Annotated in this window: 11 protein-coding genes and 1 pseudogene; 6 read left to right on the top strand and 6 right to left on the bottom strand. The window is 45.2% G+C overall.

The features are described 5' to 3' along the window. Window positions 1-318: 318 nt before the first annotated feature. Together L0P88_RS06795 and L0P88_RS06790 are read right to left on the bottom strand one after the other, a co-directional pair. A complete protein-coding gene (locus L0P88_RS06795) occupies window positions 319-1638 on the bottom strand; it encodes an HlyD family secretion protein (protein WP_247133849.1) in 1320 nt (439 codons plus the stop codon). Window position 1639: 1 nt separating this feature from the next. Continuing rightward, entirely contained in the window at window positions 1640-3844 is a 2205-nt protein-coding gene (locus L0P88_RS06790) for a peptidase domain-containing ABC transporter (RefSeq protein WP_247133848.1), read from the bottom strand. A 304-nt stretch (window positions 3845-4148) separates the two neighbouring features. Here L0P88_RS06790 and L0P88_RS06785 point away from each other — a divergent pair, with 304 nt between their 5' ends. The 6 genes and pseudogenes from L0P88_RS06785 (at window position 4149) to L0P88_RS06760 (ending at window position 10164) form a co-directional block, all read left to right on the top strand. Beyond that, window positions 4149-4763: a 30S ribosomal protein S16 gene (locus L0P88_RS06785; protein ID WP_247133847.1), complete on the top strand. Its 615-nt coding sequence runs from the start codon at window positions 4149-4151 to the stop codon at window positions 4761-4763. Window positions 4764-4771: 8 nt separating this feature from the next. Further along, entirely contained in the window at window positions 4772-5299 is a 528-nt protein-coding gene (rimM, locus tag L0P88_RS06780; protein ID WP_247133846.1) for a ribosome maturation factor RimM, read from the top strand. Window positions 5300-5351: 52 nt separating this feature from the next. Then, complete coding sequence (locus L0P88_RS06775; protein ID WP_247133845.1) at window positions 5352-6794, top strand: sulfatase; 1443 nt, start codon at window positions 5352-5354, stop codon at window positions 6792-6794. Further along, window positions 6781-7491 carry a tRNA1(Val) (adenine(37)-N6)-methyltransferase gene (locus L0P88_RS06770; RefSeq protein ID WP_247133844.1) on the top strand — a complete coding sequence of 237 codons (711 nt, stop codon included), beginning with the start codon at window positions 6781-6783 and terminating at the stop codon, window positions 7489-7491. The genes L0P88_RS06775 and L0P88_RS06770 overlap by 14 nt, the downstream gene beginning before the upstream one ends. A gap of 169 nt (window positions 7492-7660) precedes the next feature. Beyond that, a complete protein-coding gene (locus tag L0P88_RS06765) occupies window positions 7661-8839 on the top strand; it encodes an acyl-CoA dehydrogenase family protein (RefSeq protein ID WP_247133843.1) in 1179 nt (392 codons plus the stop codon). Window positions 8840-8902: 63 nt separating this feature from the next. Further along, window positions 8903-10164, top strand: a pseudogene (locus L0P88_RS06760) (aminotransferase class V-fold PLP-dependent enzyme). Between the two features lie 5 nt (window positions 10165-10169). On the opposite strand, the gene L0P88_RS06755 reads toward L0P88_RS06760, so the two are convergent. The 4 genes from L0P88_RS06755 to L0P88_RS06740 are packed head-to-tail and all read right to left on the bottom strand — an operon-like array spanning window position 10170 to window position 13372. Next, window positions 10170-12479 (bottom strand): FdhF/YdeP family oxidoreductase, encoded by a 2310-nt coding sequence (locus L0P88_RS06755; protein ID WP_247133842.1) that lies wholly within the window; start codon window positions 12477-12479, stop codon window positions 10170-10172. Window positions 12480-12491: 12 nt separating this feature from the next. Then, window positions 12492-12863: a DUF7009 family protein gene (locus L0P88_RS06750; protein WP_247133841.1), complete on the bottom strand. Its 372-nt coding sequence runs from the start codon at window positions 12861-12863 to the stop codon at window positions 12492-12494. Window positions 12864-12867: 4 nt separating this feature from the next. Beyond that, a complete protein-coding gene (locus L0P88_RS06745; protein WP_247133840.1) occupies window positions 12868-13137 on the bottom strand; it encodes a type II toxin-antitoxin system RelE/ParE family toxin in 270 nt (89 codons plus the stop codon). Next, entirely contained in the window at window positions 13127-13372 is a 246-nt protein-coding gene (locus L0P88_RS06740; RefSeq protein WP_247133839.1) for a hypothetical protein, read from the bottom strand. Before L0P88_RS06740 ends, L0P88_RS06745 begins: the two co-directional genes overlap by 11 nt. Window positions 13373-13383 lie beyond the last annotated feature (11 nt).

The following is a 13383-nucleotide window of genomic DNA, read 5'->3' as shown; positions in this document are numbered from 1 at the left end:
AGAAGTAAATTGGAAGGAATAAAAATACCTAAACCCTGGTTGTCCATGAAATCGAGTTTTGAGGAGTTATTAACCACCCCTGGAGGAGGTGTGACAGGGGGTTGAAAATCATACGATTTTCCCGTTGGTACAATTCAAAAGTTATTGGAAAAGGGGATTGCCCTGATTTGTTCAAAATGTCCAATGGATTGATTGCGATAACAAAGGTGGCCATTGCTATGGACCTCGCTGTTTTTGTGACCGTTAAATCGGATTCTTTTCATGCATAACCCCCCCCCAACAGGGCCTTTTTTTGGAACGCTTCGCATAAGATTATCCTTACGCCCGATCAAAAACCTTTCGCAATTCATAAAAGATGCGTTGCAGTACGGTCAATTCCTCCACTACAATTTCTGCGGTTCCCTGCATTTCCTGTTTAAAGGTTATGGTCTTACCAAAAGAGGTGGTTAACTCCCTTACGCCAATATAGAGGGTGTAAAATGTTTCTTCCCCTTGTTTGGGAACCTCGGAAATGTTCTCGATTTCGCCCATAAGGCTTCCCCATTCCTCAAAGGGGTAATTGTCCAATTTTATAATGACCTTTTGACCGGCCTTCACCTTCCCTGAATTGCGTATGGGCAGGGTGACCCGTCCAATAATGCCATCCATATCCTTTGGCACTATGGTAAACAGCGTTTCCCCCAGTTCTATATTTTGGTATTGGTCCCAAATGTCAAATACGGTGACGGTGCCGTTTATGGGACTGCTAATGATATACTGTTGTTCCCAAGAATTTAGGGACGTCAAAAGATTTTGCTCCGCGTTTTCCAGTTCCTGGTTGTAGGTGTTTTCAAATTCGGTTCCCTGGATGTTGGTCTTGGTGAGCAAATTGTTGAAATTGGCAATGGCTATCTGGGTATTGGAAATATTGGTCAGGAAACCTTCATATTGTTGTTGGTCCGCCAAATAGGCACGGGAAGCTTCCTCATATTCCGCTTTGGAGATAACACCCCTGTCATACAATTCCCTGTTGCGTTCAAAATTGGTTTTGGACAGTGCCAAATCTTCTTTGAACAATTGCAACTGCCTATTTTGGTTTTTAAGAAACTGCTGTTGCTCCCGCAATTGCCTTTGTATCAACACGGATTCTTTACTATTGGGGGCTAACGTGTTATACAGAACAAAGTTCTGATAAGCCGTAAGGAAGTTCCCATAGGCCAGCTGAATTTCACCTAGATCGAGTGTGGAGGGAAATACTTTTTTTAAGGTATCAAGGACCAGGAAGGTTGCCGTATGGTTGTTCAATTGTTCCTTTAGATAAAGGACATCCTCAAACTTGGCGGTATTTTCAATTTCTGCCAGGATATGTCCGTCTTCAACGGCTTCATTGGGTTGGACCAAAACTTTGGTCAATCGGCCAGAAGAGCGGGCCTTTAGATAAACAGGAGGATTTTTACTGGTGATGACAATGTTGGCGGGGATAATATCATTGTAACGTATTACTGCCGATCCCACCAATAATAAAACTACGATGACAAAGACCATGGAAGTCCCCCACCTGATCATCCAATTCGGGGTTTTGCCCAAAACTTCCTTTACCTGGTCCGATCGCTCCTCGGGTACATTGAGTTTGGTATGTTGTGATTTCCCTTCTTCCATGTTATTGACCGAGTTCCAATTGATTTTTTACCAGCGAATAATACAGTCCCTTTATTGAGGTTAACTCATGGTGGTTGCCCCGTTCCGCTATTTTCCCTTTGTCCAAAACGATGATCTGATCGGCATTTTTTACGGTACTCAAGCGATGGGCCACGACCACAACGGTCTTCCCTTGATAAAAGGATTCCAGCTTTTCCATAATTGTCCTTTCATTGTTGGCATCCAAAGCACTGGTGGCTTCATCAAAAAAGATATAATTGGGATTTTTGTATACCGCCCTGGCAATTAGGATACGTTGTTTTTGTCCACCGCTGATATTGACTCCGGAACCCCCAATCTTGGTATTAAAGCCCGAGGGCAATTGTTCAATGAATTCCGAGATATTGGCCACATCCACGGCATGCAACAACCTTTTTCGGTCAATGATTCCCTCTGAGTCCGATTCCGTAATATTCCGGGCAATGGTATCACCAAACAAAAAACCATCCTGCATGACCGAACCACAGTTTTTTCGCCAGAAGGTGGTCCCCAGATTTTTTAGTTGTGTTCTTCCTATATGGATATGGCCACTGGTGGGCTCATAGAATTTGAGCAATAGTTTGATCAAGGTGGTTTTTCCACTACCACTTGCCCCTACGATGGCCGTAATCTTTCCTTCGGGAATAGCAAACGAGATATCATCCAATATTTTGGGCGAGCTTTCTCCTCCATAATGAAAGGTCAATTTGCTTAGGTGAATCGTTCGGTTTTCCGGCAGCTCTTTAATGGGCTCCATGCTTTCGTCCTCTTCATCGTCCTTACCGTGTATTTCCGAAAGTCGTTCCAAGCTTATTTTGGCATCCTGCCCGGTCTGGATAAAGGTGATAAAGTCATTGATCGGCAAGTTGAGTTGCCCAATGATATACTGCACCGATAGCATCATCCCCAAGGTTAAATTTCCATCAATTACCGCTTTGGCCGCAACAAAAGTGATCAAGATATTCTTGAGCTCGTTAAAGAAACGTCCCCCTACGTTCTGGGTTTGGGTTAAGGTCAGACTCTTTAGGGAAACCTTGAACAGTTTCACCTGAATGGCCTCCCATTCCCATCTTCTACGTCTTTCGGAGCCATTCAACTTAATTTCCTGCATCCCTGAAATCAGCTGATAAATGCTACTTTGGTTGTCCGCGGCCTGGTCAAATCTTTTATAGTCCAATTCTGCCCGTTTTTTCAAAAAGAGCAATGTCCAACCCACATAAATCAAGGATCCTACAAAAAAGATGGCGAAAATGGTGCCATCGTAATGGGCCAGTACTACTCCAAATACCACCACATTAAAGGCAGAAAAAACAGTGTTCAATGTGGTGCTGGAGAAAAACTCCTGTATTCTGTCATGATCATAGATCCGTTGGATGATGTCACCGGTGTTCTTGGAATCAAAAAATGCAATGGGAAGCCGCATTAGTTTTATGAGGAAATCCGAGATTAGGTTGATGTTGATGCGACTGGTGACATGCAACAGGATCCAACTTCGTATGACCTCAACAGTGGTCTGGGAGACAAACAAGGTCAGTTGTGCAATCAGGATCAGGTAAATAAAATTAATGTTACGATAGTTTATCCCGTAATCAACAATTGACTGTGTCAAAAACGGGAATATGAGCTGTAGGATACTCCCGATAAAAAGACCCAGGAAAAGCTGGAAGATGTATTTGGAGTAGGGCTTAAAATACCCCGAAAGAAATTTGAACCCATATTTCCTTTTCTCCTCGTTTCCGTATTCGTAAAACCTCGGTGTCGTTTCCAAGAGCAACAAATACCCTTCGGAACTTTCGTCCGCACCTTTACCTATCCATCCGTCAATGAAATCCTTTTTGGGATAATCCACCAGTCCATGTGCCGGGTCGGCAACGTAAACCTTATCGTGGGCAATTCTGTAAACGACCACAAAATGTCGTTGTCGCCAGTGCGCAATACAGGGTAGGGGAACTTCGTCCGCCAAAGTGTTAAAGTCCACACTTACGGCCAAGGTGTGAAAACCAATACTTTCAGCTGCCTCGGCAATACCCCCAATGGAAACCCCCTCACGTGTGATATTGGACCTTCTCCTTAGGAAGTCAACCGCATGGGATCGGCCATAATGCTTCGCAATCATTCGTAAGCACGTAGGACCACAATCCATTTTGTCCAATTGTCGGTAAAAAGTGAAAGATTTTGTACGAAACATCTACGAAATATAGTCATAATCTCTGATGCTCTCCAAGATGGAAAGCGTTAAGATTTCGTATTGTTTTTTTAATAGGGATGCGGTATGCGTGGCAACCCAGGGCCGATTTCCAGGAAAAGGCCAAAAGTCCCTATTTGCTATGGATGAAGTTCTTAAAGGGTCAAGACCAAAAAATTAGGGCAAAAATGTTGTCGCATAAAGGATTAAGCGTATTTTTGCACCCGCTTTCGGTTCAACCTTTCGGGCTGGAGGCAATTAAAAAGAATTAATAATCAGGGTCGGGCACCCTACAAATTAATGTGATATGCCAGTTAGAATTCGATTACAGCGCCACGGTAAAAAAGGAAAACCATTTTATTGGATAGTGGCCGCAGACTCCCGTTCAAAGAGAGATGGTAAATTTTTGGAAAAGTTGGGCACCTATAACCCCAATACCAATCCTGCTACCATTAACTTGGATGTTGATGGTTCCGTAAAATGGTTGCACAATGGTGCACAACCTACGGATACTGCACGTGCCATTCTTAGTTACAAAGGGGTTTTGATGAAAAAACACTTGTTGGAAGGGGTTAAAAAAGGCGCTTTTGATGAAGCCGAAGCCGAGAAAAGGTTTACGGCTTGGCTGGAAGAAAAAGAAGCCAAGATCCAGGCAAAAAGGGATGGCTTGAGCAAGGCCGATGCCGATGCCAGGGCCAAAGCTTTAGCGGCTGAAAAAGAGGTCAATGAAAAACGTATTGCGGCCCAGCAACCAGAGCCCGAAGTTGAGGAAGTAGCCGAAGGTGAAGCACCTGCAGCGGCAGCGGCTGAAGGTACGGAAGCAACCGTTGAGGAGACTGCAGAAGCTAAAGCGGAGGAAGCCCCAGCAGAGGAAGCAGCTCCCGAGGCCGAGGCCACCGAAGAAGAAGCTTCTAAAGAATAAACAGCAAGATGCGAAAGGAGGAGTGTTTCTACCTCGGAAAAATCGTATCAAAATATAGTTTCAAAGGCGAGGTGTTGCTAAAACTGGACACCGATGAACCTGAGATTTATGAAGAAATGGAATCAGTTTTTGTCGAGTTGGGCAAAAATTTGGTTCCATTTTTTATTGTCAAAAGCCAATTGCATAAGTCCAGTTTGCTAAGGATACGGTTTGAGGATGTTCAAGATGAATCCTCAGCGGAAAAGCTTTTGGGGAAAGGGGTATTTCTCCCCTTGTCCCAGCTTCCCAAACTATCCGGGAACCAATTCTACTACCACGAAGTCATTGGGTTTCAACTAATGGACAAGGTCCATGGGGATATTGGTAGTATTGAATCCGTAAATGATGCTTCCGCACAGGTTTTGTTTGAAGTAAAAAAAGAGGGGAAAATGCTTTTGGTCCCGGTTTCTGATGATATCATCAAGAAGGTCGACAGGAAGAACGCCATTATTTATGTGGAAACCCCGGAAGGTTTGGTGGATTTGTACTTAAATTAGTTCCCGTGCAGTTCATTTCCTTGAAATGCTGTGGAAATCAATCGTGTTGAAAATGGCCAAATCCTACTTTTTTGTTCTTGCTATACTCCTTTTTTCCTGTAAGCAAAAACAAAATCCTACTACATCCACCAAGGAAAAAAGACCTCCCAATGTGGTTATCATCTTTACCGACGACCAGGGATATGCCGATGTAGGTGTTTTTGGGGCCAAGGGGTTTAGTACGCCCAATTTGGACCAAATGGCGGCAAAAGGGGTGAAATTTACGCACTATTATGCGGCGCAGGCGGTCTGTTCCGCTTCCAGGGCAGCACTTTTGACCGGTTGCTACCCCAATAGGATAGGAATCCATAATGCCCTGGGACCGGATGACACCCATGGGATCAACGATTCGGAGACCACTTTGGCCGAAATGCTGAAAGCCAAGGGATACCGAACGGCCATATACGGTAAATGGCACCTTGGGCACCATAAAAAGTTCTTACCCACGCGTCACGGTTTCGATGAGTGGTTTGGCATTCCCTATTCCAATGATATGTGGCCCTACCATCCCCAGCAAGGGCCTATCTTTAATTTTCCCAACCTTCCCCTATACGAGAATGAGACGGTTATTGACACTTTAACGGAGCAGTCCCAACTGACGACCCAAATAACGGAACGTAGTGTGGATTTTATCAACCGAAACAAGGACAATCCATTTTTCCTGTATGTGCCCCATCCGCAACCCCATGTTCCTTTATTTGTATCGGAAAAACTTAAGGGAAAATCCGAAAAAGGACTATATGGTGATGTTATTATGGAATTGGATTGGTCCGTGGGTCAAATTTTAGGGGCATTAAAGGATAATGGGGTAGAGGAAAATACCCTTGTGATCTTTACTTCGGACAATGGTCCCTGGCTATCGTATGGCAATCATGCGGGCAGTGCCTCGCCCCTGCGTGAAGGTAAGGGCACGGCCTGGGAAGGGGGACAACGCGAGCCTTTCATCATACAATATCCCGATAGTCTGCCAGCCGGAAAAGTTATTGACAAACCACTAATGGCCATTGACATACTGCCGACAATAGCGGAACTAACTGGGGCAAACCTTCCCACAAGGATTATTGATGGCAAGAGTGCGTGGAAGCTATGGAAGGGGGAAAGTGACCGTAGCCCACAAAAAGCCTATTTCTTTTATTACCGGGTAAATGAACTTTTTGGTGTTCGCTACGGCAAATGGAAGCTTTACTTTCCACATCGCTATCGCACCATGGAGGGGCAGGAACCTGGTAAAGATGGCCAACCGGGCAATTATACCTATGTACATCTTGAGGAAATTGAACTTTACAATCTGGATAAGGACCCCAGCGAGTCTAAAAATATAGCCGAAGCGCATCCTGATATCGTACAGCAGATTAAACTGCTCGCCAATACCATGCGCTCAAGACTTGGCGATTCGTTATTGGAATTGGAAGGAAAGGAAACCAGGGAACCCGGCAGGATCAATGAAGCCCTTTAAATTTAAACAATTTACCATCCATCAGGACCGGTGCGCCATGAAGGTAGGTACGGATGGGGTACTCTTGGGGGCTTGGACATCTTTGGAAAACCATCCCAAGAACATTTTGGACGTTGGGGCGGGTACAGGTCTTCTTGCACTACAAATGGCCCAACGGTCCCAAGCCGAAACCATTGATGCCATAGAGTTGAATGCCAATGCTTATGAGCAATGCGTTGAAAATTTTGAGGCTTCGGTCTGGGCGGATCGACTGTTCTGTTATCATGCCTCCTTTCAAGAATTTGTGGAAGAAATGGACGAGTCCTACGATCTTATCCTTTCCAATCCCCCGTTTTACACGGAGAATGTTTCCAGTGGGAACCCATCAAGGGATAATGCCCGCCAAAATGAAACCCTTCCTTTTCGGGTTCTTATTGAAGGTGTGCATAGGCTACTTTCCGATACGGGGGAATTCGCCCTGATCATTCCCAAAACTGAAGAGAAAAACGTAATGGACTTGGCTAAGGAAAAGGGGTTGTTCCCAAATAAGGTATTAAGGGTGAGGGGAAACCCAACCGCACCCATCAAAAGATCCCTTATCCAATTTTCATTTTCTGAAAAAGAGGTTTCTCGAAAGGAATTGGTCATTGAGACCAAAAGGCATACGTATACCGAAGCATATAGCCATCTTACCAAGGCCTTCTATTTAAAAATGTAACAATGCGGGCTTTAACTGTTATATTTGATTCCTACCTTTGGAAAACTCTAACGTTAGGGTTTGTCATTCCGTACTTGATACGGAATCCATTACTAAAAACAATACGATTCCTGCCTTCCCTTGGACGAGCTCAGGGTGACACGCAGGAATGACAAAATGAATTCTATTTATGAAGCCAGACGTATTTGAAGCACCGGATTACTACAATTTGGATGATTTACTTTCTGAAGAGCACAAATTGGTGCGGGACGCCGCAAGGCAATGGGTAAAACGCGATATATCCCCCATCATTGAAGCCTATGCCCAAAAAGCCGAATTCCCGAAACAAATCATTCAAGGTTTGGCGGAAATAGGTGCCTTTGGTCCATATATCCCCGAAGCATATGGGGGAGCAGGATTGGATCAAATAAGTTATGGTCTGATCATGCAGGAAATTGAACGTGGCGACAGCGGCGTACGCTCCACGGCCTCGGTACAGTCTTCCTTGGTGATGTACCCCATTTTTGCTTATGGTACCGAAGCGCAACGTAAAAAGTATTTGCCCAAATTGGCCACGGGGGAATGGATGGGCTGTTTTGGTTTGACCGAACCGAACCATGGTTCCAATCCCGGGGGTATGGAAACCAAGTTCAAGGATATGGGGGACCACTATCTTTTAAATGGCGCCAAGTTATGGATTTCCAATTCGCCCTTTGCCGATGTAGCCGTGGTATGGGCAAAAAACGAGGAAGGTAGGATCCATGGATTGATCGTGGAGCGGGGGATGGAAGGTTTCTCTACTCCGGAGACCCACAACAAATGGTCCCTTCGTGCCTCGGCAACCGGGGAATTGATTTTTGATGATGTAAAAGTCCCCAAAGAAAACCTATTGCCCAATAAGTCGGGATTGGGAGCCCCACTGGGATGTTTGGATTCTGCGCGTTACGGTATTGCCTGGGGCGCCATTGGAGCGGCCATGGACTGTTACGATACGGCCCTGCGCTATGCCAAGGAACGCGTTCAATTTGGAAAGCCCATAGCCGCTTTTCAGCTCCAGCAGAAGAAATTGGCAGAGATGATTACGGAAATTACCAAGGCACAGTTATTGGCCTTCCGATTGGGGCAATTAAAAAATGAAGGGCGCGCCACAACGGCCCAAATTTCCATGGCCAAACGCAATAATGTGGACATGGCCATCAAAATAGCCAGGGAAGCCAGGCAAGTTTTGGGTGGAATGGGAATTACGGGGGATTACAGTATTATGCGCCATATGATGAACCTGGAAAGTGTGATCACCTATGAGGGAACACACGATATCCACCTTTTGATCACTGGGGCGGATATTACGGGAATCCCTGCTTTTAAATAATGCTTCCCTCACCTCACGGGCTTTCGTAACTTTATCGGGAAACCATATAGTACGTACGAGCGCATGAAAACCCCTTCCAGAAGAAGCTTTTTGAGGCAATTGGGCCAGGGAACCTTAGGTTCTTTTGCCGCTCCTTTATTTGGAGCCGGTTTACTCACATCCTGGGAAGCGATTGGACTGGGTAATCCCCAGAACAAAACTGAGGCATATTGGGATTTGGTAAAGTCACAATTCAACCTGGCCGAGGGACTTCACTATTTCAACAATGCTTCATTGGGAGCATCGTCAACACACATACAACAGGCTACCAACACGTTTCGAAATCTTTTGGATGGCTTTCCCTCAAAATATATGTGGGGCGGTTGGGAAGACGAAAAAGAAGAGGTACGGAGAAAGGTCGCAAATCTATTTTCGGTTTCCCCTGAAGAGATTGCCCTGACCCATAACACCACCGAGGGCATGAACCTGATTGCCCGTAGCTTTGATCTTAACCCTGGCGATGAAGTAATATTGGCAGACCATGAACATGCAAGTGGCACCATTCCATGGGAAGTATGGCAAGAAACCAAGGGCATTACATTGGTGCGGCCAAAATTGCCGATCCTTCCCAAAACCGTATCGGATTTGGTGGAAGTCTATGAAAAGGCCATTACCCCTAAAACCAAAGTCATTTCCATGTGCCATATTGTGAACACCAATGGAATGGTACTTCCCGTAAAACAAGTGTCAAAAATGGCTCATGAAAAGGGGATTTTGGTCGCCGTAGATGGTGCGCAATCCGCAGGAATGTAAGGGATCTGGACTGCGATTTTTATACCGCCAGTTCCCATAAATGGCTGTTCTCACCAAAAGGGGTAGGGATATTTTATGCCAAAAAAGAAAGCCAGGACTTTCTAAAACCCCTGATTGTAGCCCGGGGCCATACCGATACCAGCATACGTCGATTGGAAAATTACAATACCCGCAATCTTCCCGAAGTTCTTGGTCTGGGCGCCTTCATAGATTTTCATCATATCATCGGAAGAGAACGCATACACCAGCGCACTTTTGAATTGAAAAAGTATTTTCGTTCAAAGCTGGAAGGGGATTCAAGATTCACCATTAAAACCCCTGCCTTAAATGATCTTTCCGGGGCAATCCAGGTCGTTGAGGTCAATGGGCAAGATGTAAAAGACGTTAAAGAGCAACTTTGGGACCATTATGGCATTGATTGCCGACCAATGTCAAGCAAAGGCTTAAATGCCCTAAGACTCTCTTTTGCCATTTATATTACTAAGAAAGACATTGATTACTTGGTAGCGGCCCTTAAGGCATTGGCGGCATAAAAATATCAGGCGTTCACTTTTTCAAGACGAATCCTTATCGATTTGCTTATCGGGGTCCGGCTCTTATCCGCAAACTCATCAATGGGAACCAAAAGATTGGTCTCCGGGAAATATGCTGCTGCATTGCCCTCCGGGATGTCATAGGGAATCGCTAAAAACTGTTCGGCTTTCCGTTCCTGTCCGTGGTATTTGCTGATCAAATTGAGTACCTGTTTTTTTTCAATACCTCGCTTTTCCATATCAACGGGATTGAGAAAAATCACCCTTCGTTCGTTATGGATTCCCCTGTAGCGGTCATGCAACCCATATATTGTGGTGTTGAACTGATCGTGCGAACGAATGGTCATTAACAACAGTTCGTCCTTTTCGAATACCACTTCCGGGAGTTGATTTAGGGTCAATTGTGCCTTTCCATTGGGCAGTTTGCCGAAATCCCTATCCCGGACATTGTTGGGCAGGTAGTAGCCATGACCTTTTGAACGGGCACTGGTATCCTTGAATCCTTTCACCGTTTTGTCAATTAAGCTTCGGATTTTTTCGTAATCGTAGGCCAGTTCTTTCCATGGCAATGGATGTTTTCCCTGAAAATAGGTGTGTGCCAACATCCCAATGATTTCCGGTTCACTCTTAATGTGCGCCGATGCGGGCTTTAGGAGCCCTTTGCTTTGCCGTACCTTTCCCGTACTGCTTTCCATGGTCAAAAATTGGGGATTCCCTTTTTTCACATCTTTTTCGGAACGGCCAAAAGTGGGTAATAACAGGGCAGTTTCCCCAGTCACTAAATGGCTACGATTCAGTTTGGTGCTTATCTGTACCGTTAATGTACAGTTTTGGACGGCCTCCGCCGTATAGGCCGTATCCGAAGCGGCCATCACAAAATTACCGCCCAGGCAAACGAATACCTTGGCCTTGCCCTCATACATGGCTTTTATGGCCCCAACGGTATCATGGCCCGCTTTGGTTGGGGGATCGAAACCTAAATTTTCGGATATGCGCCGATTGAGTTCCTTGCTGACATAGTGCATAATGCCAACACTCCTGTCCCCCTGTACATTGCTATGGCCCCTAACGGGACAGGTCCCTGCAAACGGTTTTCCCAATGCACCCTTTAAGAGTAGAATATTTACATATTCCTGAATGGTTTCCACGGCATTTTTGTGCTGGGTAATCCCCATGGCCCAACATATAATGATATTGGGTTTTGTGGCCAACAGTTCCACCGCTTCATCTATTTTTTCCTGGGAAACTCCGGTACGCTTTACAAGTGTGGTTTCATCAAAACCATTTAAATCGTTTAAAAGGGCGTCATACCCCGCCACATAATTTTGGATAAAGTCATGGTCAAGGATATTGCCTTGTTCGGCATCAAGGGCAACCAGTTTTTTCAATAGTAATTTTGCCAATGCGATGTCCTCATTGATTTTTACCTGAAGGTGGATGTCCGCAATTGCAGTTCCTCCTCCCAACATGCTCCCTACCTTTTGTGGGTTTTTGAATTTGACCATGGCCGTTTCGGCCAAGGGATTGATACTAATGATCTTTCCCCCATTTTTCTTGCACTTCTCCAGGGCAGAGAGCATTCTGGGGTGGTTGGTCCCAGGGTTTTGGCCCACCACCAGGACCACATCGGCCCCATACAGATCGTCCACTTTTACGGAGCCCTTTCCAATGCCCAGGGTCTGCGAAAGGGCCACTCCGGAAGATTCATGACACATATTGGAACAATCGGGCATATTGTTCGTGCCAAATGCCCTTGCGAACATGCCGTACAAAAAAGCAGCTTCGTTACTGGAACGACCGGAGGTGTAAAAGATCGCCTCGTCCGGATGGGGTACATTTCTTAATTCCTGGGCCATCAATTCATAAGCATCCTCCCAGGAAATAGGTTCATAATGTACTTTTCCAGGTCGTAGCACCAAGGGTTCCGTCAGTCGTCCAAACTTGTTGAGTTCATAATCACTTAATTGTGAAAGTGCTTCCACGGAGTGTTTGGCAAAAAAATCGGCCCCTATCTTTTCCAAGGTGGCCTCATCGGCCAGGGCTTTTGCCCCATTTTCACAGTATTCCGCAATTTTGGAAGGATTTTCCGGAACGGGCCAGGCACAACTGGGACAACGAAAGCCCTTTTCCTGGTTCATTTCCAGGAGTGCCCTCATGGAACGCATGATCCCCATTTCTTTGACACTGTGCCGCAGGGCCTCTTTTATCCCCAACATTCCAGCGGAAACGTCCATAGGTTCTTTGAGTTCCAGCCCCGTAAATTTTATGTTGCCCGTAAGGGAAATGGTTCGTTTGAAAGTGGTGCTTTTGGACATGATGGCGCTATTTCATGGATTGGGCTCCAGTTTTGGGTTAGGGTAATTATCCGATTGGTCTTCCAAGGTGTTGTCCAAGCAGGTAAAATCCTTTTCCAAAAGAAGATATAAGGTCCCTGTTTGGGTTTTTTGGTGATGCTCAAAACCCACCCTATTGTTTTCAAACCAATCCTTGCCCAGTGTTTTGGGAAGGAAAAGTGTGATGTTGTTGTCCTTAAATTCGGCATGCATTGCCGTTGTATTGGAATCCATTTGTACGGCATAGCCGAATGCGACATTTCCAAAATGGGTCTGTTCTTTGATCGTACCCGTCTCGCATAATGCCTTTACTTCGCTTTTGGTGAGACGAAAACGAACGGTGTCACCTTTTATCCTGATCTTCATGTTTTCAAAAATTCTGTCTTTGGTTTAAAATACGATATATCACTACTTCTTCCTCGTCTACTTTATAATGAATTGAGTAATTGAACTGTTCAAAATTTAAAGTGCGAATGCCCCTATACCTCACTTGAAATGAGTAGGGAGTGGTCTTTAAAAATTGAAGTTGCCGTGCAAAATCGTTCAGAAACTCCCTCGATAGGTTTTTGGAGGCAAAATAGCACTCAGCGACATGAAGTTCAACTACAGCTTCCCTGAGCATAAGGACTTTAAAGCCCATATTTTTTCTCTATTTCGGCAATATCAACATATTCCGCCTTTCCCTCTGCTACGCGGGCCAACATTTCATCCATCATGAGCATGTACCCTTCGGATGGGGATTCCAGCTTTTTGGCGGTTTCCTCCAAGGTATGTTCCAGATAGCTTTTTAAGGAACGTTTTTGCTTTTTTGCCTCAGCCTCGAGAATTTGCAAACTTTCAGCGTCAACATCAATCAATTTTCTTATTTTTTCCAATGTATATATCT

The organism is Muricauda sp. SCSIO 64092 (genome assembly GCF_023016285.1).
Classification (GTDB): Bacteria; Bacteroidota; Bacteroidia; order Flavobacteriales; family Flavobacteriaceae; genus Croceivirga.
Note: the sequence above shows the minus strand (reverse complement) of the source record. Positions and strands in the feature narration are given on the sequence as shown.

Bases quoted from the DNA above. Each gene is read 5' to 3' on its own strand.
- L0P88_RS06785 (WP_247133847.1), top strand. From the start codon at position 4,149: ATGCCAGTTAGAATTCGATTACAGCGCCACGGTAAAAAAGGAAAACCA.
- L0P88_RS06745 (WP_247133840.1), bottom strand. From the start codon at position 13,137: ATGGGCTTTAAAGTCCTTATGCTCAGGGAAGCTGTAGTTGAACTTCAT.
- L0P88_RS06750 (WP_247133841.1), bottom strand. From the start codon at position 12,863: ATGAAGATCAGGATAAAAGGTGACACCGTTCGTTTTCGTCTCACCAAA.
- rimM (WP_247133846.1), top strand. From the start codon at position 4,772: ATGCGAAAGGAGGAGTGTTTCTACCTCGGAAAAATCGTATCAAAATAT.
- L0P88_RS06770 (WP_247133844.1), top strand. From the start codon at position 6,781: ATGAAGCCCTTTAAATTTAAACAATTTACCATCCATCAGGACCGGTGC.
- L0P88_RS06755 (WP_247133842.1), bottom strand. From the start codon at position 12,479: ATGTCCAAAAGCACCACTTTCAAACGAACCATTTCCCTTACGGGCAAC.
- L0P88_RS06775 (WP_247133845.1), top strand. From the start codon at position 5,352: ATGGCCAAATCCTACTTTTTTGTTCTTGCTATACTCCTTTTTTCCTGT.
- L0P88_RS06795 (WP_247133849.1), bottom strand. From the start codon at position 1,638: ATGGAAGAAGGGAAATCACAACATACCAAACTCAATGTACCCGAGGAG.
- L0P88_RS06790 (WP_247133848.1), bottom strand. From the start codon at position 3,844: ATGTTTCGTACAAAATCTTTCACTTTTTACCGACAATTGGACAAAATG.
- L0P88_RS06765 (WP_247133843.1), top strand. From the start codon at position 7,661: ATGAAGCCAGACGTATTTGAAGCACCGGATTACTACAATTTGGATGAT.